Raw genomic sequence first — 23,566 nt, 5'->3', positions numbered from 1 at the left:
ACCTAGCCCTTGGTGTTCCAGACGCTGATATCAGCGGCATCGCCCTCGCCGCCTTCCTGTCCGTCCGAGCCGTAGGAATACAGGTCATAGGGGCCCTCAGTGCCCGGGCTCACGTACTGGTATTCATTGCCCCAGGGATCCTCCGGTACGCTCTTGAGGTAGCCGTCCGGGTTCCAGTTCTTCGGCTCCGGGCTGCCACTGGGTCTGGATACCAGAGCCTCCAGGCCCTGCTGGGTGGACGGGTAATGGCTGTTGTCCAGGCGGTAGAGATCAAGGGCGTTGGCAATGTTGCTCAGCTGGGTTTCGGCCACGGTTACCTTGGCCTGGTCGCTGCGGCCCATGATGTTCGGGGCCACGATGGCCACCAGCAAGCCCAGGATGACCATGACTACCATGATCTCGATGAGGGTAAAGCCGCCGCTACGGCTGCCTGGATTGGGGTTCTTCATCGTCATTGTTTCACTCGTCATTGGCATGGATTCCATTCGTTCTGGAGACCTCGTCTGACACGCCTGCCCTGAAGCAAAACCGGTCAGCCTACGAGGTTACTCATATTCAGTATTGGCAGCATGATCGCCAGCACAATAATCAATACCACAACACCCATGACCAGCAGCATCATAGGCTCGAACAGGCCCACGATCGCTGCAATCTTGGACTGCAGGGTGTTTTCCTGCATCCGGGCGGTGCGTTCCAGCATGCTGTCCAGTTCGCCACTGGCCTCACCGCTGGCAATCATGTGCAACATCATGGGCGGGAAATACCCGGTCTGGTCCAGGGACCGGTGCAGCGATCCGCCCTCACTCACCTTGCGCGCCGCATCCCGCAACTCCTGGCGCAGATAGTCATTGGACAGCACCTCGCCGGCAATGCGCATGGCCTCCACCAGGGGCACGCCGCTGGTGGTGAGGATGCTCAGGGTACTGGCGTAGCGGGCGGTGTTCACGCCCCGCACCATCCCGGAAAACAGTGGCAGGTGCAGCAACCGCTTGTGGAACCGCAGCCGGAAACCGGGTTTGGTCAGGAAATACCGGAACACCATCAGCCCCAACACCAGCAGGATAAAGAGGTAGACACCGTAATCGGCCAGAAAATCCGATACCGCCAGCATGGCAACAGTCAATGTTGGCAAATCCTGCCCCTGCTTGAGAAACACCTCAATGATATCCGGCACCACATAGGTCAGCAGGAACACCACGATAGCAATGGCCACCACGCTGAGAATAATGGGGTAAATCGCGGCCAGCTGGATTTTCTGGCGCGCTTCCTGACGGCTCTCGGTGTAATCCGCCAGCCGATTGAGAACCAGGTCCAGATGGCCGGCATGTTCACCCGCCGCCACGGTAGAGCGGTACAGACGCGGAAACGCCCGGGGAAATTCACCCAGGCTGTCCGCCAGGGTGTAGCCTTCCATAACCTTGGCGCGAATGGCGATCAGCATGCTGCGTATGCGTGGACTGGTGGACTGCTGGGAGGCGGCCGAGAGCGCCTGCTCAATGGGAATACCGGACTGGATCAGAGTGGCCAGCTGGCGGGTAACCAGGGCCAGGTCGGCGGCGTTGAGAGAGCCACGCCCGCTCAGGGGGCTGCTACGGCGCTGCTTTTCCGCGGCGGGCTCCACTGCCAGCGGCGTCAGGCCCCGATCCCGTAGCTGCTGGCGAACGGCGCGGGGGGCGTCCGCCTCCAGCACACCGTGTTTCTGCTTGCCCCGGGCATCCAGCGCCTTGTATTCGTATGCCGGCATGGTTTACTGGCCCCGGTGCGTCACGCGGAGCACTTCCTCCACGGTGGTAACGCCGTCCAGTATCTTCTGCACGCCATCCGCGTGGATACTCGGGCCGCGGGTTCGGGCCACATGCTCAAGATCCAGCTCGCCCGCGCGCTTGTGGATCAACGAACTGATCTCCTCCGACACCTCAACCACCTCGTAGATACCGATACGCCCACGGTAGCCCAGCTGGTTGCAGTGGGAGCAGCCCTTGGCTCGGTAGATGGTAGGCGGGTTGGCAGGATCCAGCTGCAGGAATTCGCAGTGCTCTTCGGAGGGTGTGTAGGGCTCCCGGCAGTCCTTGCACAGCACCCGCACCAGGCGCTGGGCGACAATGCCCACCAGACTCGAGCTGATCAGGAACGGCTCGATGCCCATGTCCATCAGCCGGGTTATGGCGCCGACAGCGGTATTGGTGTGCAGCGTGGAGAGCACCAGGTGGCCGGTCAGACTGGCCTGCACGGCGATTTCCGCGGTTTCCAGATCCCGAATCTCACCGATCATCACCACGTCCGGGTCCTGACGCAAGATGGCGCGCAAACCGCGGGCGAAGGTCATGTCCACCTTGGTGTTGACCTGGGTCTGGCCAATGCCTGGCAGGTTGTATTCGATCGGATCTTCGACCGTGAGGATGTTCCGGCTACGGTCATTGATCTCCTGCAGTGAGGCGTACAGGGTGGTGGATTTACCCGAACCGGTGGGGCCGGTTACCAGTAGAATGCCGTAGGGTCGATGGATCAGCCGCCGCAAGACTTTCAGATCCGGCCCAGCCATACCCAGGGATTCCAGACGAATGGCGCCCGCCTGCTTGTCCAGCAGACGCAAAACCACCCGCTCACCGCTGGAAGACGGCATGGTCGACACCCGGATATCCACTTCCCGGCCGGCCACCCGCAGCGCAATGCGGCCATCCTGGGGTACCCGCTTCTCGGCAATGTCGAGCTTTGCCATTACCTTGATCCGGGACACCAGCAACGGCGCCAACGCCCGCTTGGGCTCCACCACCTCCCGCAGCACGCCATCGACCCGGAACCGCACCACCAGGCGCTTTTCATAGGTTTCGATATGAACGTCCGAGGCGCTGGTTTTCACGGCCTCCGTAAGGATGGCGTTGATCAAACGAATGATCGGCGCATCGTCCTCCTGCTCCAGCAGATCCTCGGTTTCCGGCACCGAGTCCGCCAGGGAGGCCAGGTCCATGTCATCGCCGATGCCCTCCACCATCTGCATGGCCTCGGCGGAATCATTCTGGTAGGCGGAATTCAGGGCTTGATCGAAACGGTCAGGATCAATGGTGGCGAAGCGGGCACGGCCACCGCTGATGCGATTGGCCTCCGCCAGCGCCGAGTGGGACGCGCCAGGGCGCACCAGAATCACCGGATCGCCATTGTCTGAGCGGGTCAGGATCACGCCGTTGCGTTTGGCAAAGGTGAACGGAAGACGGCCCAGAGGAGCATCCTGCGCCTGAAATTCGGTGTCTGTGTTCAAGGTCGTCCTCGTGGGTGAAACCCTTTTCGATTCAATCAATTCAGGAAGGCTACCACAGGATATGGACCCGCTGAATAACTCTATACACTATACTGCCACTAAACCATGGCAGTCTGATAACCTGTGGGCTTTTTCACGGCTCACCAACTTGCATTCAGGAAGATCAATGCTCCTAGACAATCAACGGCTTCCCCTGGTTCTGGCATTGGTGGCGGGGGCCGCCATGGTGGCGCTGACCGGCTGGCAGGGCTACCAGTTCTGGCAAACGGTGAGTCAGCAGAGCCAATATGGCACGGTGGAACCGCTGGTTGCCGGTGCCTCCCGAGTACAGGAACCACCCAAGGTAGAACTCGCTACCCTCAGCCTCTTCGGTTCCGCCAACACCGGGGGCACACCTCAGGAAATCGACACGGAAAACCTCCCGGAGACCAATCTGCGTCTGTCTTTACGGGGTGTTCTGGCGGCCCAGGGTGACTTCCCAGGGAGCGCCCTGATTGAAGACGACAAAGGCAATACCGAGGCCTACCTGGTGGGTGACGAACTACCCGGCAATGCCACCCTGCGCTCCGTGCACCCCAACCGGGTCATCATTGCCCGCTCCGGAAAACTCGAAAACCTCTATTTCCCGGAAGTCGAAGACCGCAGCGGCATGTCCTTTGCCGCGGAGCCGGATGACGAGCCTGCCACAACGGCCGAGCCGACAGAGGCTCAGAACACAGCCCGAAGCCCGGCCAACGCCGCCAGCGACGAGCAGCGTCGGGAGGAAATCCGCCGGCGCCTGGAACAGCTCCGGGAACGCCTCCGGACCAATAACTGAGGCCACCCATGGAGACGGCAGCCTGCCATATTCGCCGCCGCTCCAGCCTCTTGCCTGCCCTTGTACTTGCCGTTTCGGTTGTTGGCGCCTTCGAACTCAGCTCGCGCCTCATGGCGTATGTTCAGGAAGAATTCGGGGCAGAAGCCCACCAGCGACTGCAAAACTGGCAGCGGCTGCACAATCTGGCAGCCAACGCGCCGATCGACCGGCAGCTCCGGCTGGTCAACTCCTTCTTCAACCGGGTGAACTTTGTCAGCGATATCCGCCATTGGGGCGAAGAAGACTACTGGGCCACGCCGGTGGAACTGCTGACCACCAACGGCGGCGACTGCGAGGATTTTTCCATCGCCAAATACCTGACCCTCAAATCCATGGGTGTGCCGGATGATCAAATGCGCATCGTCTATGTCAAAGCCCTCGAGCTGAACCAGGCACACATGGTTCTGGCATGGTATCCCGAGCCGGACGCCGATCCGCTGATCCTCGACAACCTTATAAACGACATCAAACCTGCTTCTCAACGCACTGATCTTGAACCTGTTTACAGCTTTAACGGTGAGGGGCTATGGCTCAACAAATCGGGTGGAGATCGTACTCGCATCGGTGAGGCGGCCAAGCTGTCCCGCTGGCAGGATCTGAACAGTCGACTGACGGAATCCCTTCGCCAGTAACGGATAGAATAGCGACAAGGCACTCGTTTGCGGCGGCGCTGTCGGCAAATGACACTGCCCCTGTCGCGAACCGACACCCGATTCATCACCGAACCGATTAGACTGCCGGGCATTGCTTTTCACTCAGGGAGAACCACATGCGACGCTGGAACGGCTGGGGCGATGACAGCTTTAATCTGGAGATGCCCGACCAGGGCCAGGCATTTCTGGCAGGACGGGTGGGTGCCGGCCACCCATTGCAAGACGCTACGCTCGAAAGCGTTTGCGCCCAGGTACCGGCCAGCCGCCTGTCGGTTCCGGCGGAACTCGCGCCCCTTATCGACACTGCAGCCGAAACCCGGGTACGCCATGCCCGGGGCCAGAGCCTGGCGGATTGGCTGGCCATGCGCAGCGGCGATTTCGGCGTGTTTCCCGACGGTGTGGCGCAGCCCCAGAACAGCGACGACGTGCAGAGCCTGCTGACCTGGGCGGCCGCCGAGAAGATCCATGTGATCCCCTACGGCGGCGGCACCAGCGTGGCCGGGCACATCAACCCGGAGGACCGGGGCCGTCCCATACTCACCATCGCCCTCGGCCAGATGAACCGCCTGCTGGACCTGGACCCGGAGAGCCAGATCGCCACCTTCGGCGCGGGCACCCCGGGCCCGCTGGTGGAATCGCAACTGCGAGCCCACGGCTTCACCCTCGGGCACTTTCCGCAATCCTTTGAACTCTCCACCGTGGGCGGCTGGGTGGCCTCCCGCTCCAGTGGCCAGCAGTCCCTGCGCTATGGACGCATCGAGCAGCTGTTCGCGGGCGGGCGCATTGAAACACTTCAGGGCACCCTGGAGATCCCGACATTCCCGGCCTCAAGCGCGGGGCCCGACGTTCGGGAGATGATCCTGGGCTCCGAGGGCCGGATCGGCGTGATCACGGAAGTGAAAGTGCGGGTAACACCGCTGCCGGAGAAGGAGCGCTTCCACGTGGTGTTCTTCCCCGACTGGGACAGCGCCCGCACGGCCAGCCGCAAGCTCGTACAAAACCGCATTCCGCTTTCGATGCTGCGCCTGAGCAACGCGGTAGAAACCGAGACTCAGCTGGCCCTCGCCGGCCACCCCACCCTGATCGGCCTGCTGGAGCGGTTCCTCTCGGCCCGCGGAGCCGGCGACGGCAAATGCATGATGACCTTTGGGGTGACCGGCAGTTCCCGCCAGTGTCGCCACGCCCTGCAGGAGGCCCGCGCCGTGTGCAAGTCGCACAGGGGCGTGTACACCGGCACCCGCCTGGGCGACAAGTGGGCCGCCAAGCGCTTTACCATGCCTTACCTGCGCGAAGCCCTGTGGCAGATGGGCTACGCCGTGGATACCCTGGAAACCGCCACCGACTGGGACAACGTGGACAACCTGCTGGGCCGCATTGAAGCCAACCTCCTCGACGGCCTGGCCGAGCGGCAGGAACGCACCCACGTGTTCACGCACCTGTCCCATTTCTACGGCCAGGGCTGCAGCGTCTACACCACCTACGTGTTCCGGGTAGCGGAGAGCTACGAGGAGACCCTGGACCGCTGGCGCACGCTGAAGGAAAGCACCTCCCGCGTGATCGCCCACAACGGCGGCACCATCAGCCATCAGCACGGCGTGGGCAAGGACCACGCGCCCTACTTGCCCGTGGAGAAAGGCGAGCTGGGCATGCTGGCCATTCGCTCCCTGTGCAATGCGTTCGACCCGGGCGCGCTGTTGAACCCGGGTACGCTCATCGACACGGAAACCGGAACCCGGGGGCGGACAAAGTGACCGGTACCAGTACACGCGAAGCGACCCTGGCCAAGCTCAGGGGCGACAAGCAGACATTCGACCTGGTGGTGATCGGCGGCGGCATTACCGGCGCCGGAGTAGCCCGGGAAGCCGCGGGCAGCGGCCTGCGTACCCTGTTGGTGGAGCAGAAGGATTTCTCCTGGGGCACCTCCAGCCGCTCCTCCAAGATGGTACACGGTGGCCTGCGCTACCTCGGCAGCGGGCACCTGGGCCTGACCCGGGACGCCGTGCGCGAGCGCGAGCGACTGATGGCCGAAGCGCCCGGGCTGATCGAACCGCTGCGGTTCATCATGCCCCATTTCCGGGGCCAGTTCCCCGGCCCACGCCTGTTCCAGGGCCTGCTGCGGGTGTACGACGCCATTGCCCGCAACCGCAGCCGGCACTTGCTCAAGCCCGCCGAGACCCTGTTCTGGGTGCCCGGCCTCACCGATCATCAACTGGCCGGGGCCAGCGGCTTTACCGATGCCGTCACGGACGATTCGCGGCTGGTGCTGCGCCTGATTGGCGAGGCCCGACGGGACGGAGCCCTGTGCCTGAACTACACCCGGGCTTTGTCCATCACGCGGGATCAGGGCCAGGTAACCGGGGTAACCTTGCTACCAGCCGGAACCGATGAACCCATCGACGTCTCCGCGCCCCTTGTCATCAACGCCACCGGCGCCTGGGCCGATCAGCTCCAGTCAAAGGACCCGGCGGAAAAAGCCATGACCATCCGCCCCCTGCGGGGCAGCCATCTGGTGCTGCCCTGGCGTTGCCTGCCGGTGTCCTGCTCGGTGTCGCTGTTCCACCCCCGTGACAAGCGGCCGGTGTTCGCCTTCCCCTGGCAGGGCACCACGGTGCTCGGCACCACCGACCTGGACCACGAAGGCGACCTGAACCAGGAGCCGGTGATTTCACCAGACGAAGTGCGCTACCTGCTCGAAATTGCCGGGCGCCTGTTCCCGGGCAGCGCCGTTAACGAGGCGGATATCCTCTCCACCTGGGCCGGCGTTCGGCCGGTGGTCACCGACGGCACCGGCAAGGATCCTTCCAAGGAAAATCGGGAACACGCGATCCAGAGCGACCGGGGCCTGGTGAGCATCGCCGGCGGCAAACTCACCACCTTCCGGATAATCGCCCGGGAGGCCCTGAAACTGGGCCTGGGTGACGATACCGGGGAGCGCATACGCCCCGACGCCGAACCGGTGTTCCACGTGCCGCCGGCCCTGGCACGCCCGGAAGGACTCGGCCATCAGACCTGGCAACGACTCCAGGGCGTCTACGGCCAGGACCTCGCCTCCGTACTCGAAGCCGGCCCCTTGGCGCCGGTCACACCGAGCGGACCCAGCGATCTGCTCTGGGCGGAACTCTGCTGGGCCTGCCAGGCAGAGGATATTCAGCACCTGGACGACCTGATGCTGCGCCGCACCCGCCTGGGCCTCATCCTGCCTGACGGTGGCACCGCACTCCTGCCCGCCATCCGGCAACACTGCCAGAGTCTCCTGGGCTGGACCGACGAAACCTGGCAACAGGAACAAGCCCGCTATCTGGCCATCTACCGCAGCGCCTACTCCCTGCCCGGCCGGGAGGCACCCCGTGGCGACTGAACCGCTGATCCTCGCCATCGATAACGGCACCCAGAGCGTGCGCGCCCTGCTCTTCGACCGCCAGGGCAACCTGGTGGGCAAGGGCAAGCAGGACATCGAGCCCTACTTTTCCCGGCAACCGGGCTGGGCGGAGCAGCACCCGACGTATTTCTGGGACCAGCTCGGGCAGGCCTGCCGGCTACTCTGGGATTCCACCGACGCCCGCCCCGACCAGGTCGCCGGTGTCACCGTCACCACCCAGCGCGGCACTGTGATCAACCTCGATGCCAACGGTGAGCCCCTGCGCCCGGCCATCATCTGGCTGGACCAGCGCCACGCCCGGGTGGACGGCCCCGTGAAAGGTCCCTGGGGCTGGCTGTTCAAGCTGGCAAGGCTGGAGGACACCATCCACCGCTTCCGGGAAAACACCCAGGCCAACTGGATCGCCCAGAACGAGCCTGAGATCTGGGCAAAGACCCGGCACTTCCTGCTGCTCTCCGGCTACCTAAATTACCGCCTGACGGGCGAATTCCGGGATTCCACCGGCAGCCAGGTGGGCTACATCCCGTTCGATTACAAGAAACACCGCTGGGCCGGGCGCCGCGACTTCAAATGGCAGACCATGCCGGTGAAACGAGACATGCTCCCGGAGCTGGTGCCACCCGGGGGCACCCTGGGGCACCTGACCCCAGAGGCGGCCGAGCATCTGGGCCTCCCGTCAGGCGTGCCGGTGATCGCCGCCGCTTCCGACAAAGCCTGCGAGATCCTCGGTTCCGGCGGCCTGTCTCCGCACATCGGCTGCATGAGCTACGGCACCACCGCCACCATCAACACCACCAGCCAGCGTTACGTGGAGCCCATCCGGCTGATGCCGCCCTATCCTTCGGCCGTGCCCGGTCGGTATGCCACCGAGGTGATGATTTACCGGGGCTTCTGGATGGTGAGCTGGTTCAAGCGCGAGTTCGGGCTGCGGGAACAGAAGATTGCGGAAGAACGGGGCATCGAGCCAGAGGCGCTGTTCGATGAACTGGTGCAGGCGGTGCCGCCGGGTTCCATGGGCCTGATGCTGCAACCCTACTGGTCACCGGGCGTGCGCCAGCCGGGGCCGGAGGCGAAAGGTTCGATCATCGGCTTCGGCGACGTGCACACCCGCTCGCACATCTATCGGGCCATTCTGGAGGGGCTGGCCTACGCCCTGCGCGAGGGCAAGGAAAGAATCGAGAAACGCAGCGGCGTGAAGATCACCAAACTGCGGGTGGCAGGCGGCGGTTCCCAGAGCGATGCCGCCATGCAGCTGACCGCCGACGTGTTCGGGCTAACGGCCGAGCGCCCTCACACCTACGAGACCTCCGGCCTGGGCGCGGCCATCGACGCCGCCGTAGGCCTGGGTTTGCATCCGGATTTTGATACGGCGGTAAAGGCCATGACCCGGGTCGGCGACGTGTTCGAGCCCAACCGTGAGACCAGCGCGCTGTATCAGCGACTTTATTCGGAGGTGTATCTGAAGATGTACCCGCAGTTGCAGCCGCTGTACCAGACCATTCGGGAGATCACCGGGTATCCGCGCTAAAGCGCAGACACCCGGCGAAGCTTCAGGGAGAGAGCAATCGGAGGCAGGCTCAGTCCTTGCCAACCACCGTCTCGGCCAGCATCTGCGCGGTGATGGCAGAGAGTGTCCAGCCCAGGTGACCATGACCGGTGTTGTAGAACACCGTCGGCAGCTTGCCGCGGCCCACGCGGGGCATCATGTTCGGCAGCATCGGGCGCAGGCCGGCCCAGGGCACCACGCGACGGGTGCACACGCCCGGGAAACACTGCTCCACCCAGCGAATCAGCGGCTGGATACGATCGTCCCGGATATCCCGGTTGTAGCCGCTGAACTCTGCGGTACCGGCCACCCGGAACCGGCCGTCGCCCAGGCGGCTGGTCACGATCTTGGTGGCGTCGTCCAGCAGACTCACGGTGGGCGCCGCCTTCTGGGAGGCCTCGTCGTCCAGCTGCACGGTGATGGAATAGCCTTTCACCGGGTAGATATTCACCCGGTCGCCCAGCTTGCTGGCCAGGGAACGGCTGCCAACGCCGGCACAGATCACCACGCCATCAAAGGTATCGCGGGTCTGTTCCGTGCCATCGTGGGAGGTCACCCAGGCGTTACGGGCGTCGGCGCTCAGTTCGGTCACGGTGTGGCCGTAACAGGTCTTCACGCCAAGGCGCACGATGGCATCGGCCAGGCCGTTGGTGAACTTGTGGATGTCGCCGGTGGAGTCGCTCTCGGTGTAGAAGCCCCCGTAGTAGGTGCCCGCCAGAGTCGGCTCGATGGATTTCATTTCCTCCGGCGTAACGGGGCGACGCTCAAGGCCACCGGCGGCCAGCAGCTTGGACACGTGGGCGGCATGGTCAAAGCCGGCTTTGTCCCGGTAGATGTGCAGGATGCCCTGCTTCTTCAGGTCGAAATCAATACCTTCCTCTTCCGCCCAGGCAAACAGGTGGTCGCGGGCCGCAATGGCCAGGCGGGCGGTTTCGGTGGTGTTCTTCTCGTACTGGGGAATGGCGGCAATAAACTCGGCAAACCAGCTCAGCTTGTGCCAGGAAGGCTTGGGGTTCACCAGCAGCGGCGCGTCCCGGCGCGACATCCACTTGATGCCCTTCATCACCGTTTGCCAGTTGTTCCACACCTCCGCGTTGGAGGCCGACAGCTGGCCGCCGTTGGCGAAGGAGGTTTCCATGGCCGCATAGCGGTGTTTTTCATAGACGGTAACGTCCAGGCCACGCTTGGCCAGGGTGTACGCCGTGGTAATACCGGTAATGCCACCGCCAATAACAGCGATTCGCTTCATAACAGACTCCGTGGGGCGCCAAGGGTTACCTCACTGCCCTCATGGCAGCAAGCACCCCTTCCGTCACGGGACCTGAGAGATTCACGGCGGGCTCAATTCGTTGAGCGACAGCCGCTTGCTCCTTCGGTGTGCCGACGGACGCAAACTGTCGGCAGCTCTTCGGAAAGTAGTCATGTCAGCGGTCCTTTTGCCTGAGAGTTTCCGGGGCAGTTGCTCCTTCGGCGCCGGTACCATCGCTCATGGATTTTGAACCCATGGAAAGTGGACCGATCTCTCCCGCAGACATGTGTGATCTGCACAAAATGCAATCAACAGGCGCAAATTTAGCAAATAACAGCCATTCATGAAACTGTCTCAATGCAAAGCCCGGCGTGGATCGGCTATGGTGAGGCTATGAATCAAAAAACGGAACCAACCTCAAAGCACAACGCCCGCACCCGCAAGCAACTCCAGAAAGAGCTGGAGCAGGCCCAGGACTACGAGCAGTGGCTGGCCGCCGCCACCGCCCTGGACGATCTGGACGGCAAGCTGGCCTGGCGCGAGCAGGCAGAGACCGGCATGCTGCACGAGAGCCTGATGCGCCAGCACATGGCCAGCATGCAACAGTGCCGGGCGAACACCGACACCCGCCGGCTGATCCGGGTGTTGCAGGAGAGCCTCTACCGCCACCTTGGCGAGCTCTCCAACCCCGAGCTCTACAGTGTCGCCCGCAGCGGCACCAACCGCCTGGTGCAGGAGTTCCTCAGCGAGGTGGAAACCTCCATGGAGTTCATCTGCAGCCACCCCATCCCGGAGGTGAGCACCGCCAGAAAACTGGAGATGTTCCGCGATGCCGAACGGGTCTACGGCCGCCCTGCCCTGATGCTCAGTGGCGGCGCCGCTTTCGGCATTTATCACCTCGGCGTTGCCCGGGCGCTCTGGCGCCAGAACCTGCTGCCAGACGTCATCGCCGGCTCCAGCATGGGCGCCGTGGTTGCGGCCGCCATCTGCACCCGGAACAACCAGGAAGTCACCGAGTTCTTCGAGCACCCCGAACACATCCACCTGCAGGCGTTCCGCTGGCTGGGCATCCGCGACGGGCTACGCGAAGGCCATGCCATGGATCCGCGCCAGCTGCAGGAACACCTGCTCGCGAACCTGGGCAGCGTCAGCTTCAAGGAAGCCCACGACCACAGCGGCCGCACCCTGAATATCTCGGTCTCGCCGACCCGCACCCAGCAGAAGCCGAGACTGCTCAACTGGCTCTCCTCACCGGAGGTACTGGTGGATTCCGCCGTGATGGCCTCCTGCGCGGTGCCGGGCATCTTCCCGCCGGTAACCCTTCAGGCCCGGGATGCCAGCGGTGGCCCGAACAGCAGCGTGCCTTACATGCCCACCGAACGGTGGATTGATGGCAGCGTACACGGCGACCTGCCGCTGATGCGCATGGCCCGCCTGCACAACGTGAACAAAACCATCGTAAGCCAGGCCAACCCCCACGTAGTGCCGTTCATCACCCACCACGATGAAAGCGGGCTCAAAGCCTGGGCCAAACAGGCTGCCGTTTCCCTGGCCCACGGCCAACTGGCCACGGCCCTGAAACTCACCCGCCAGAGTCCGACACCCGGGCTCATCCGCCCGCTGATCGAACAGGCCCACGCCATGGCCAGCCAGCAGTACCTGGGCGACATCAACATCCACTTCCCGCTACGGCCTTCGCTTTACCGCAAAGTGCTGGCCAACCCGAGCACCGAGGACCTGGACATGTTCATCCAGCTCGGCGAACAGGCCACCTGGCCAAGACTGGCGATGATCAAAGACCAGACCCGCATCAGCCGGGCATTTGATCGATGCATTCGCGGCCTGGAAAAGGTACTGGAGAAAGAATCCGCCTGACGCCCCGACCACGCTGCCCGGCCGTCAACCGAATCTTAGTGTGCATATTTATACACAAACGCGTATAATTAGCATATGTACACATGCCGGGAGACCTAACCATGGCAGAGCCACTGAGAAAACTGCCTGAAACCGTCGACAACGACGCCCTTCGCGGCCACGTTGCCCTGAAAGGCTTTTTCAACATCTGCCGGGAATGGGGCTGCACCCAGGAGGAGATGATGCAGATGCTCGGCGGCATCTCCCGGAGCACGCTCTCCAAGTACCAGAAGCTGCCTTACGTGCGGCTTTCCCGGGACACCCTGGAGCGCATCAGCTACATCCTCGGCATCTACAAGTCCCTGCGGGTGATGTACCCGACCGCCGAGCGCGCCAACCGCCGGATCCGCCTGGCCACCACCGAGGTGCCCTTCTCCGGCGCCTCCGCCCTGGAATTCATGACCCGCGGCTCCATGAAGCACCTGATGCTGGCCCGGCGCTACTTCGATGCCAAGCGGGGCTGGGCGTGAGACCCACCCCGCCGCTGGTGCTGCCCGAGTGGAAAGCCCACCGAATCATTCCCAGCCACTACCCGCCCATCGACCTGTTCGAGCGCATCTACGACACCGCCGAAGAACTGGACATCGCCTTTGAAATCGAGGCCATGACCAACGACCGCCTGCTCGACCAGGCCGGCAACCTGCAGCTCGTGCCCACCGAAGACCGCCTCATCGGCCCCGGCGCCAGCCCGGTGATGGCCGCCTTCACCCACCTGGGCTTTGGCAGCCGGTTCACCAACGGCGATTTCGGCGTGTACTACGCCGCCGATTCACTGGAAACAGCCATCGCCGAGACCGTCTACCACAAAGAACTGGAAATGGCCGCCGCCAACGAAGAATCCATCGAACTCACCATGCGCTGCTACGTGGGCGACATCGCCAGACCCATGCACGACATCCGCGCCAGCGACTTCGCCGACCTGCACGACCCAAACGACTACTCCGCCAGCCAGGCCTTCGGCGCCAAATACCGCTCCAAAGGATCCGACGGCCTGCTCTACCACTCGGTGCGAAGACCCGGACACGAGTGCATTGCCGCGTTTCGGCCGGTGGCCCTTCATGCGCCGGTTCAGGGTGGGCATTTGAGGTATTTCTGGGATGGGCAGAAGCGGAGGATTACGCATTGGGCTCGGATTTCGGATGCGCATGAGGTTGGGTTTGGTTGAGGCGGGAGGCGATCTATACGCCCAACCATTCCGCCAATCGGAGGTTGGTCTTCAACCTTAATCGCTGCTGAAGCATCCCTTCAAAAACTCCTTCCACGGTGCGTTTCTGCCCGAGTAATGGAAGTGAGGCTTCGGCCTCGGAGAAGAATTGTTCTTCGCGAGATGTACCCAGAATGGCCTGTTCCCACCAACTTACCACCCGCGGATGCGCCTCTTTGAGAAGCAAATCACCGGGCAGTTTTTCCGACTTGGAAGCATTCGCCCGATGAGTCGCTGGCATCAGGTTCCAAAGGTCGTTGTTGTTCCAGCGAGACCATGGAAAACAGTGGTCAACATCAAACCCCGTCGCTCTGAGATTTTTGGCCGTCCAGACGCACTCTACACTGCCTGTTTCAAGCTGCTGACTGATCATCTGACGGACAGCTGACGTATCTCGACGACCTTCAACCCACTGCAAACCACGATGATAGTCATCAATGCGATAACGCAGATCCCAGCTACCCATCAAATCAATCCATTCATTAACAATCGCAGGCTCAATCCAACACGCGTAACGACTGAATGCATCCCAGAGAAATGAAGGAACGCGGAAGGTACCGAACCGGGAAAGCGTTGCTTTGTCCAGGCGCACAGATTCCTTCCTGATCGTCATCCTTGCGGATTCGCCTTCAAAGATCGGGCGGTTACCACCCGGCCAGGTTGTGAAGTGCGCGGGGTTATCGAGAATGTTACGACAGGCGGCGCGAATAGCGCGAAGGACCACCGGCGCAATTTCGGCCGACAGCGACATTCCCACCCTGAGTCGAGTGGTGTGAAACTCTGAAGCTTGAAGAAATCCTCAGTGGCAAAGCCGTAGCCTTTGCTTCCCGGCGCTTGCCTCAGTTGATGGCGGAGAACTAATGGGTGGTACAGCATAATCCAGAACAGACCGACCGCTCCGAGCGGAAGATCAACCCAATCATCGGTTCGCTTGATCGCCAAGCCGGGCGCACCGTCAGCAATCCGGACAAGGGTTCGCAGCAAACCCAACTTGTAGGTCGAGGACTTATTATCATTAACGATGATGTGACGGACTGTCGGCAACGCGCCTGTGCCATCGTCCGCCAATCGAAAAGCCAGAGTCTCCCAGGAAACCTCGTCCCTCTGGAGCTCATCCTTCTTGCGCTCGACTGGTAACGGAAGCGGGATCAGTACTCGGCGTTTGGCAAAACTCTCTAGCTCTTCCCTACTGACATCGTAAAAAAGCCGTTCGCCATCACCGGGCCCATGCCGGAGCGTAATCACCAGCATTCCACCGGGCGCCAAAAGCTCAGTCAGGATTCGAAAAGCACGTTCACGATCGGATGGGGAGATATGCATCCAGACGGCGGAAACAAGAATGAGATCGAAGCGGTAGCTCAGCTTTCGGATCTTGCCTAGATCGGGTAATTGATCGTCTACCCAGTGAATGCTCTGACTGCGAGTAGCATCCCGAGCCATATCTCGTAAGCCAACTGCGGGCTCTACCGCGACAACGTCCCAGCTGCGCTCTGCAAGGGCGCTGGCATCGCGACCGCTGCCTGCGCCGACATCGAGAGCAAGGCCTGATTTCTCGCCAAGAAAGAAGAGCCAGTCTCGATGAACCTGTTCGAACGTAAGCGACTGGTACTGATCATAGAAGGACTTCGCTTTCTGGCTGTATACGTTCGTCACGAGTGGACATCCAAAGAATGGGGCAGACTCGGTTCCCTTCTAACATCGATGTCGCCCCCCCAAATGTAAATAACAAACTAGAGCACACTCAGTCTTCATCAAACTCTGAGGTAGTGAATTTCAACACATTGCAGTTCTCTTTAATCGTCCGCTGCAAAGACTCGTCAAAGCCATCCCTTTTCTTTGCCTCGATCTCCACGGAGATCGTGACGTCCACGCCAAGCTGAGCCGTGAACTGCTGAACCACCTCATCCATTATGGTTGCGAAGTCCATCTTCGCTTTGACTGGATCGAGCTCCGCAGTGCCGTAGAAATGAGTTTTCGCAATTCCAGCAACCGTGGATTGCCCCGCTGACGTATCACCACCTGGCGGCACCCTCACCGGCTCAGTTTTTTGTGTGGGCAGATCCACCGTATACCCGCTTCCGCCCGATTCATGAGCCCCTAAGGAGTGTTGATCTTGCTCTTGACGAAGCTTTTCAGCATAGGACGCGGCAGCTTCACGCTCGATCAACACTGAAGATTCATCCAAAGCAACGATCGAGCCTTTACCAAAGCTGAAACCAAGGTAACGATCCCCCTCTTTACCAGCCGCAAAGCCGAAGTAGTCTTCGGTCTCAGTCCCCTGACTGATGGCATTCTTAAAAACCTGGTCATTTACCAACCGGGGTAAATACAGGTAATGGCAGGTATCGCGCCAAACCTTGGGGGCACTGACCTCAGTCACACCATTTTTCAGGTACCAATCGTTCAATACCTTACGAAGATGAATGGGTGACCACTCGTAGACCAGCCATTCTTCCTCCCGGAGTTTTTCTTCGATGCTCTGAATCAGGTTGGGGGCGGTAGGTGGAACCGAGACCACCTCCCAGTTCAGCTCTGGGCGCCCTTTCACAAAGTCTTCTACTGGAGCAATCAACCACTTCCAGGTTTCCCGAATTAGTTGAGCGAGAGACTGTTCGGCGCCATCCCTATTGCGTTTTGCTTGTTTGAGGTGGGATAAGTCCTGGTTCAGGTTACCGTCTTCAATATCCGAGACGATAGAACGCCAAGCTAGATAGATCCGTCCCTGCTCCTTCAAGCGATTGACCACATCAAAATCCGGCGCCAGAAAAATGAGACGGTTCTGTTTCTGCCGAGGCTGATCTCCCCGGTTACGCAGAATTTTTTCCGCTTCACCATAGGCTTGGTTCGATTCCGAGCGGCTAAAACCTGCACCGGGACGAAGCACAACCAGGCGCGGACCAGAACCGTAGTCGTCAGGAATATCACCGTGCTCGGTAAACACGTGAATGCCAGCGAAATGGTGATTTTTCCCAAACGCTCGGTTCACCCGTTCTTTCAGCAATGGCATCAGCTCATCCCGAGTGCTGATGTTTTGCTTACGAGTCTCCATCTCCCGACGCAAATTAGGCTTGGTGTCCAACCACAACCTGTCTTGATCAGCGTACAAGTAGTGCAACCTATCCCGCAGGCGCTTGAGCACATCTTCGAACACGCCAATAGTCTGCCCAGGCTGAACGCAGCCCAACAAAATTCGCTCAGTCTGAATACCGCGAATCATTTGGTCTTGGGTCGAAGGCGCGCTCCCTAAAAAAATCGTGCGAGCGGCGCGTCGGGCTGCTTGCACACTGCCAAACAAAGTATGGCTGTCAATGTCAGCAGGAACAGAACGAGGCCCATCCACCTCCTTTTCAATGACAGGCTCCCAACCCTGAGGCAGATAATGAATACTCTTATTGCGAACATTTGCGTCCGCCAGCGGTAAGGAACCCGGCATGATCAACGCGTCACGGTTCCCACTTTCCCACAACCGGTGAATGACGATCGCCATATACTGCAGAACACCCCGAGTACGCTGGAACTTGTCCAACGTCGACCAATCCTCGTACAAACGATCAAATATTTCGGGGTGAATTGGATAGGAAGAGCACAGTCGCTCGAAGTATTCGTTAGATTGTGTCTCAACGGGGAATTTATCAGCATGCTGCCGATAGAAGTCCGAAAATTGCCGAGCGATACCCTCAACTTCGGCACGTGCACCTGCGTCTTCAAACAATCGGCGGCGAACAATTTCAAACGCCTCACTCGAACCCACCGGCTTCCAAACCGACTCGACTCGCGCGAAGTATTTTTCCAGAGAGTTCAGTGCCAGCTGCCCCATATGACCGCCGGCCTCCAGCTCTGACTCAGGCAACGACGCCAGCAAAATGGCGTTAGGCACTGCCTTCATTGCCTCAGTTAACGCCTGGAAGAAGGTCAGATTTGAATCAAAAGTGCCTGCTCGGTAGCTTTTTCCAAGCTCAAATTGACGCAAGAAGGCAACAAGCTCATCAATAAGCACGACACAGGGTGCCGCTCGAGTCAGCAGATCCACTAAAAGATCTTTCCCAGGAGAGGTGCCCTGCTCGTCTGAGGCGCGAACCATTTCCAGCCCTTCATCGCCCAATAGCTGCCAGGCAATCTCGGCCCAGAGCGTCGTTACCTTCTGACCATCTTTTTTAACACTCTCCTGACTGGGAGCTAACGCAATACCATCGATGACCGCAATTTTGGCTGTGGGCAGTGATTGAACGCCGGCTTCGTCCAGCAAGTCAGGAATGCCCTGCAAATCGCTGGCCGGAACCTGACGACTGGCAAGGTGGTAAACCGCCAACATGGTATGCGTTTTACCACCACCAAACGCAGTTTGGAGTTGCACGACCGGGTCGCCACCGTTACCTGCTAGCCGCTGAGCTACTGATACAAGCAACAACCGCATACCTTCGGTAATGTAGGTCCGAGAGAAGAACTTCTCCGCGTTCTGATACTCCTCCGGCGCGGTGCCCTTTGCCACCTGACTAATATCAGCGGCAAACTCGGACTGTTTGAAAGTGCCATGCAGCACGTCCTTGTGGGGCCGGGCAATTTCTGTCCAGGGCTTGAGCGACATATCTACGACTCCAAATCTGTATCTATGGGTATAAATTCCAGCTCACTGACATCCTCGCCAGCGGCATTCACCATGGTTTTTGTGCGCCTGATCTGCACCTTTGGATAACGGGTTTTCAACCGTTTCCATTCAATGTAATGATCCCAACTGCCAATAAACTGCAGCTCGGGCTCTTGTTCCTGCAGCGCCAACTCAAAGCCAAGCCGGGTAATCAAATATCGACTCTGGCGGTGTCCGCTCATTTGGGCACCCGCATTCAGGTTGACCGAGTGCACTGGGCCTAAGCGATACACATAGTGCGGTAACTCGGGTTTTCTCGGCGGCCATGTCGTTCCGGTCTCGGCTAATTCCTTTCCCAACCGAACCTCAACGCGCTCAACTTCCGCCCAGCCAACGATATGCCTCTGGGCTTGATCATACAGCGCAACAACACTGATTTGTTCCAAGGGCCATTTCGATTCAGACGGTCTCGGGATATAAAAACAGCGTTGCTCAAAGTGGTAATCCAACCGCGCCTGCCGATTGTTCTTCGGCACCATGCCAACCAATACCCACTGCCTACTAGCCTCTTTTTTGCGACGGTAAATCCGATTGTCGTAATGCACGCGAGACTGAGTAATCACCTCACCCGGTTGTTCGAACAGGCTTTCCAGATAATCACAAAATAACTGGTTTTCCCGATGCCGACCAGGCTGCAACGGAACCGCACCAATGTTGACGTTCGCGATACTCTGGTAAAAGGGGTGCTGCTTGAAATCCTGCTCATCACCTGGATATGGGAATAAAATCACGCCACCGATGCTTTTATTCGCCACCCGAACCGAATCATCAAAACCTTCTTGCCATAAAATGGCGTCTCGATAACGATGCAGCTGAGCAATCGTGTCTAGCGGTGGACCGCAAGCAACCGGAGAATCCGGATACTGCTCAGACTCTCGATCAAATCGATACTTGGCATCCAGCACTACTTTGAAAAACTTCCTATCGCCCTTGGTATCGAAACCCAGACGTGAGAACTCGATAAATTGATCCGGTTTCTGATCAAACGTGTGGGTGTACTTTTGCCGCCCAAACGTTCGGTTGAAGTACATGGAAATATCATCACCGGTACTTTTTTGCACAAAGTGCACAGCCGACTTCTTGCCCTTTTTCAAATTCACACGCAGCCGGTGATGCTCTAGCTTGACGATATCATTACTCACCAGATCATATTTTGGGTTGTCCCTGAGCAACTTAACGGTTTTCAGGAAGCACCAATATTCGTACAAGGTGGCGATGTCTTTGTAATCCATCTGAAAGACATCATTCTCAGCCAGAGCCAACCCCTTCCTAAGAAGCAGGAATCGGTGATAGAACTCCTTGTAACCTGGAGCCATCGTCAAGGTGGTGGAGAAAAAGCTCTGATGCTGAAATGGTCCCACCGCCCCCAACACCGAACCCTGCAATCTCCTCCGCAGCCGCGCTTTGCGAGTCTCAAGCTCCGCCAGTTCCACTTGGACTCGTTTGGGCGAAACCTTCGATTGCTGCCTCAGATAGCGCATGGTGCGCTCAATCTGACGAATAATCTCTGCCAGCGCCCAGGCCACAAATCGGTTCTCAACGGTGTCGTAACTGATTTGCTTGTGCTCTTCCGGAAGATGAGAGAGTTGAACCCCGGGGGCCACCCTTAAACCACCACCCCGACTGTACCGGTCCGGTCGCCGGGTAGCAGCTCGAATTCCGCGTGGGGTGGCCTTCTTTATTCGATGGATAGGCTTAACCCGATGCTCTCGACGCAACTCGGATTTTGGCGTTCTCAAAAGCGTCGCCAAACTAACTTCCAAGCTATCAAACAACACCCGAAACAGACTCAACCACTCGGACACCATTTGCCGATAAGTTACCCGAGGGCTAGTTGAGGCAAAGGTTTTGGTAAACGCATCAAACGCCAAGGAATAAAGCACCTCGGTGATCTCATCCAGCATGGCAGGGAAGTCATCCTTGTAGTCCAATTTCTGAGGAAACACTTCCACCCCAAGACTGAACAACACTTTCCCCCGCGCATCGACCACTTCAAAGCGAGTGCGGCCAACGGCGTTTTCTAAACTGAACGAACCCATCAGCCTCGGCTTTCCCGCTAATGAGCGATACCTAACTTGAGTTTGAGGAACACGGTTCACCCACAAAGCCAAAGGCGCCTCAAAATGGCAATCGTCACCCGGCTCAAACAACCACTCCAGCCGTTGCCACTCAAAAAACAGGGGGCTATCGACAGGCCCAGGCAACTCAGACTCTGAAGGGTTCAACCGCAAATGCTGAGCGTCAAACCAAGCCACGACAGGCGTTTTAAGTTGCGCCTGAATGGCACGCGGCAAAGCCACCTCACTGAGCGTGAGCTGGCAAACGCTGCCATCCGTGTGATCAAAGCAAAGCAGCGGCATAACGCGAGTTACAACCAGTACGATGTGAAGCCATCGTCATTGAAACGTTGCAACATAAAGAGAAGCTTCTTAACGCTTCTTGGATAAGGCGTTGCCTCTGAATCAACCAGACTTTCAACTTCTGCCAGCTCTGCGGTTTCTGGAATGGTATGTCCCGAAAAGAGACTGATCAAACCGATCAATGCCTTGAGCATCGCGGTAGAGCTACCTTGAATTCTAGGCAGCACTTTTTGCATCAGCTGAAAGTCCAACGCTGCCTCGCGAGCAAACCCCTTCAGTTGGCCCAACTGTTCCTGTTTATGCAGTGTTAAGTAGAACGCTATCTCATCACGGACTCGATAACCGAAGTGAAGGCCCGCCGGCTCCAGGATCCGGTTCACCTCTTTCAGCAAATCTAGCGAGTCAGAAAGTTCCGCTTTTTGCTCAACCGTGAGATCGACCGAATTTAGAAAAGGTGCCAGCAATGCATCCGCATAAACACCACTAACGGGCTGCGCTTCAGCAGGCTCCGGTGCCCACTCCAAATCGATGTCATTCATCTCAATGGCATTGGCCCGATCGAGTACCTTTCGACTGAACGGATGCGTGGTCTCATCCATGTTCACAGTACCCACCAGCATCAGGTTTTGAGGCAGGTACACGGGGCGGCCCCCATTCACATCCGCTCGATTAACCAGGGGTTCGGTCACTATTTGCCCCTGGCTATCCCGCATGCGGGTCTCCATAAAGCTCAGCACCTCGGCGAAATAGTGCTCAACCCTCGCCAGGTTCATCTCATCCAGAATCACGAAGTAGAGGTCGTCTGGATGTGCCATCGCTCGCTCGATTACTTTGAGCAACGGCTGGCTCTCATAATCACCCTGGATATTGGTATAGCCCAGCAGATCCGAGCTATCAGCCCAATCCGGACGCACGGCAATCAATTCACAGTGGTCGGGATCACCATAACCCAGGGCCTTGGCGAACTGCCTAACCAATTGAGTTTTCCCTGTGCCCGAAATACCCGCCAGAAGCGCCAAAGGCTTGGTGCGCAAACATAGATAGAAGTTGGCGACTTCAGGCAAGCTGTAGTGAAAGCCCTGGCTGGCCATAAACGCTTGCACACGCGGCAGCCAATCAACTGCAGGGATCTCGGTACTATGGACGGGTAAAGGCTCTCCCTCACCGCCATTACCAGGTAAATCATCGTCGGGTTCCACCTTTGGTAACCAACGTTGAATCTCTTCTGGCAATTTCACCGATTGATCCATTAAGACGATCGCAAGCGCTTCCCAAGTAAACTCAAATAAATAGCCCTGGTTGCCAAAACCATCGCGGTTAAATGGCCCTCGGACATCACTCAACGCCCGCTGCAGTCGCTGCCAACATTTTTTGATGGCAGTTGAGTCAATCGCTGGCTTAAAAACGATGAGGGGCTCCACATCCACTAAATGCCCATCGCCTCGCCACTCATCCGAAAATTCCTCCGGCTGTGGCACCACTTTGGGAGACGAAATTGCACGAGAAATTGCCTGGATGGCGCTGTCCGCGTGATGGATGATGATGTCGCCCGGCCGAATATCTTTAACAGCGGACCAATGCGCAAACTCACGACCACCCTTCCCAGACAGTGGCGCCCACAAATATTTCAGAGCGCGTTTCGGGCTAAACGTTTTCCCCTGCATGACATACCAGAGCCGAGGCTCCGGCTCGTTACCCTGTTCTTCCTCTTGTGGTAAGTGCTGGGACACAGCCTCGTAGCAGGTTTGCAGTTGCAAGGCGATCTCTTCATCAGCCGCAAACAATTCAAGCAGCAAATTAATCCGCTCCAAATTATTGCGTGCAGACTGAGGGCTGACATCCGGCCCGGCTATATAGGTGTGCTCACCGCTACCAAGAGTCTTCCAACTCCAACCCGGCGGTGTGTGTTGAATCTTACGCACATCAATGCACACGAACGCCTCGTAGTGTTGGCTTACCTCAAACTGTTCACCTTGGTGAGAGAAGCTGCTGATATCCTTTGCTTCATCATAGGTAGCCTGGATACGCGTATCCTGCACAAACCCAAACAGGACCTGTGAAGCCGCACTGTTCACAATGAAAACAGGATCGCCGGATTTCAGTTTCGAAAATTTGTCGCGGTTCCAATAAAACCGGTTCTGATTGGCAGAAAATAACCGCCGGTAATTGCCCTGGACCGTCTCAGGCTTTTTGACCTCATAGATCATCACCGGCAGATCTGTGTCGCCCAGGTTGCGGGGCTTCTTGGCGACAACAAAGTCCAGAGCCTCAAGGGCCTCGATAAAGGGTTTATACAGCTGCTCCTCGACTTTCTGTGCCGGAAGCGATTGCGCTTTCGTGTATTCCAGCGCTTTCGCCATCAGCGCCTTGGGGTCAAAGCGCCTTCCTTGATAGAGACACGAGTAGCGCTCACCCTCCGCGATCTCCTTGCCCATTTCATGAATGGTTTTCACCACATCATCACGGGTCAGCAACTGCAACGTCTGCTCAATCATGTCGTGGCA

The 23,566-nt window shown here is 58.9% G+C and carries 17 protein-coding genes and 1 riboswitch; of the genes, 8 read left to right on the top strand and 9 right to left on the bottom strand.

Annotated elements, in window-relative coordinates:
• Positions 1-2 precede the first annotated feature (2 nt).
• The 3 genes from gspG to gspE form a co-directional block, all read right to left on the bottom strand.
• Positions 3-455, bottom strand: a complete 453-nt coding sequence (gene gspG, locus BM344_RS01320) for a type II secretion system major pseudopilin GspG (RefSeq protein ID WP_091990654.1) — start codon at positions 453-455, stop codon at positions 3-5.
• 77 nt (positions 456-532) lie between these two features.
• Positions 533-1,744 carry a type II secretion system inner membrane protein GspF gene (gspF, locus tag BM344_RS01315; protein WP_091985129.1) on the bottom strand — a complete coding sequence of 404 codons (1,212 nt, stop codon included), beginning with the start codon at positions 1,742-1,744 and terminating at the stop codon, positions 533-535.
• Positions 1,745-1,747: 3 nt separating this feature from the next.
• Complete coding sequence (gene gspE, locus BM344_RS01310) at positions 1,748-3,256, bottom strand: type II secretion system ATPase GspE (protein ID WP_091985128.1); 1,509 nt, start codon at positions 3,254-3,256, stop codon at positions 1,748-1,750.
• A gap of 166 nt (positions 3,257-3,422) precedes the next feature.
• Here gspE and BM344_RS01305 point away from each other — a divergent pair, with 166 nt between their 5' ends.
• From BM344_RS01305 to BM344_RS01285, 5 genes are all read left to right on the top strand, one after another.
• Positions 3,423-4,073, top strand: coding sequence for a type II secretion system protein N (locus BM344_RS01305; RefSeq protein ID WP_091985125.1), 651 nt, complete (start codon positions 3,423-3,425; stop codon positions 4,071-4,073).
• A gap of 8 nt (positions 4,074-4,081) precedes the next feature.
• Complete coding sequence (locus BM344_RS01300; protein WP_091985123.1) at positions 4,082-4,744, top strand: transglutaminase-like cysteine peptidase; 663 nt, start codon at positions 4,082-4,084, stop codon at positions 4,742-4,744.
• Between the two features lie 137 nt (positions 4,745-4,881).
• Complete coding sequence (locus BM344_RS01295; protein WP_091985121.1) at positions 4,882-6,516, top strand: FAD-binding oxidoreductase; 1,635 nt, start codon at positions 4,882-4,884, stop codon at positions 6,514-6,516.
• A complete protein-coding gene (locus tag BM344_RS01290; RefSeq protein WP_228143515.1) occupies positions 6,513-8,123 on the top strand; it encodes a glycerol-3-phosphate dehydrogenase/oxidase in 1,611 nt (536 codons plus the stop codon). The genes BM344_RS01295 and BM344_RS01290 overlap by 4 nt, the downstream gene beginning before the upstream one ends.
• Positions 8,113-9,672 (top strand): FGGY-family carbohydrate kinase, encoded by a 1,560-nt coding sequence (locus BM344_RS01285; RefSeq protein WP_091985119.1) that lies wholly within the window; start codon positions 8,113-8,115, stop codon positions 9,670-9,672. The genes BM344_RS01290 and BM344_RS01285 overlap by 11 nt, the downstream gene beginning before the upstream one ends.
• A gap of 49 nt (positions 9,673-9,721) precedes the next feature.
• Here the strand turns inward: BM344_RS01285 and BM344_RS01280 are convergent, their stop codons facing one another.
• A complete protein-coding gene (locus BM344_RS01280; RefSeq protein WP_091985116.1) occupies positions 9,722-10,939 on the bottom strand; it encodes a D-amino acid dehydrogenase in 1,218 nt (405 codons plus the stop codon).
• Positions 10,940-11,108: 169 nt separating this feature from the next.
• Positions 11,109-11,228, bottom strand: a riboswitch (glycine riboswitch).
• Positions 11,229-11,332: 104 nt separating this feature from the next.
• Here BM344_RS01280 and BM344_RS01275 point away from each other — a divergent pair.
• The 3 genes from BM344_RS01275 (at position 11,333) to BM344_RS01265 (ending at position 14,018) form a co-directional block, all read left to right on the top strand.
• Positions 11,333-12,814: a patatin-like phospholipase family protein gene (locus tag BM344_RS01275; protein WP_091990649.1), complete on the top strand. Its 1,482-nt coding sequence runs from the start codon at positions 11,333-11,335 to the stop codon at positions 12,812-12,814.
• Positions 12,815-12,915: 101 nt separating this feature from the next.
• Entirely contained in the window at positions 12,916-13,323 is a 408-nt protein-coding gene (locus BM344_RS01270) for a helix-turn-helix domain-containing protein (RefSeq protein ID WP_091985114.1), read from the top strand.
• Complete coding sequence (locus tag BM344_RS01265; protein WP_091985111.1) at positions 13,320-14,018, top strand: RES family NAD+ phosphorylase; 699 nt, start codon at positions 13,320-13,322, stop codon at positions 14,016-14,018. Before BM344_RS01270 ends, BM344_RS01265 begins: the two co-directional genes overlap by 4 nt.
• A 13-nt stretch (positions 14,019-14,031) precedes the next feature.
• Here BM344_RS01265 and BM344_RS17640 read toward each other — a convergent pair whose 3' ends face one another.
• The 5 genes from BM344_RS17640 to BM344_RS01245 all read right to left on the bottom strand — a co-directional run bounded on the left by BM344_RS17640 (position 14,032) and on the right by BM344_RS01245 (position 23,557).
• Positions 14,032-14,649 (bottom strand): HNH endonuclease domain-containing protein, encoded by a 618-nt coding sequence (locus BM344_RS17640; protein ID WP_228143514.1) that lies wholly within the window; start codon positions 14,647-14,649, stop codon positions 14,032-14,034.
• Positions 14,650-14,666: 17 nt separating this feature from the next.
• The gene (locus BM344_RS17635; RefSeq protein WP_228143513.1) at positions 14,667-15,710 is read right to left on the bottom strand and encodes a class I SAM-dependent methyltransferase; all 1,044 of its coding nucleotides are present in this window, start codon (positions 15,708-15,710) and stop codon (positions 14,667-14,669) included.
• An 88-nt stretch (positions 15,711-15,798) separates the two neighbouring features.
• Positions 15,799-18,642, bottom strand: coding sequence for an ATP-binding protein (locus BM344_RS01255; protein ID WP_091985110.1), 2,844 nt, complete (start codon positions 18,640-18,642; stop codon positions 15,799-15,801).
• Between the two features lie 2 nt (positions 18,643-18,644).
• Complete coding sequence (locus tag BM344_RS01250; protein WP_091985107.1) at positions 18,645-21,062, bottom strand: DUF2357 domain-containing protein; 2,418 nt, start codon at positions 21,060-21,062, stop codon at positions 18,645-18,647.
• An 8-nt stretch (positions 21,063-21,070) separates the two neighbouring features.
• On the bottom strand, positions 21,071-23,557 hold the full coding sequence (locus BM344_RS01245) for an McrB family protein (RefSeq protein ID WP_091985105.1): 2,487 nt from the start codon (positions 23,555-23,557) through the stop codon (positions 21,071-21,073).
• Positions 23,558-23,566 lie beyond the last annotated feature (9 nt).

Source organism: Marinobacter gudaonensis (assembly GCF_900115175.1).
Classification (GTDB): Bacteria; Pseudomonadota; Gammaproteobacteria; order Pseudomonadales; family Oleiphilaceae; genus Marinobacter; species Marinobacter gudaonensis.
This window is presented reverse-complemented; position numbering and strand designations above follow the sequence as displayed.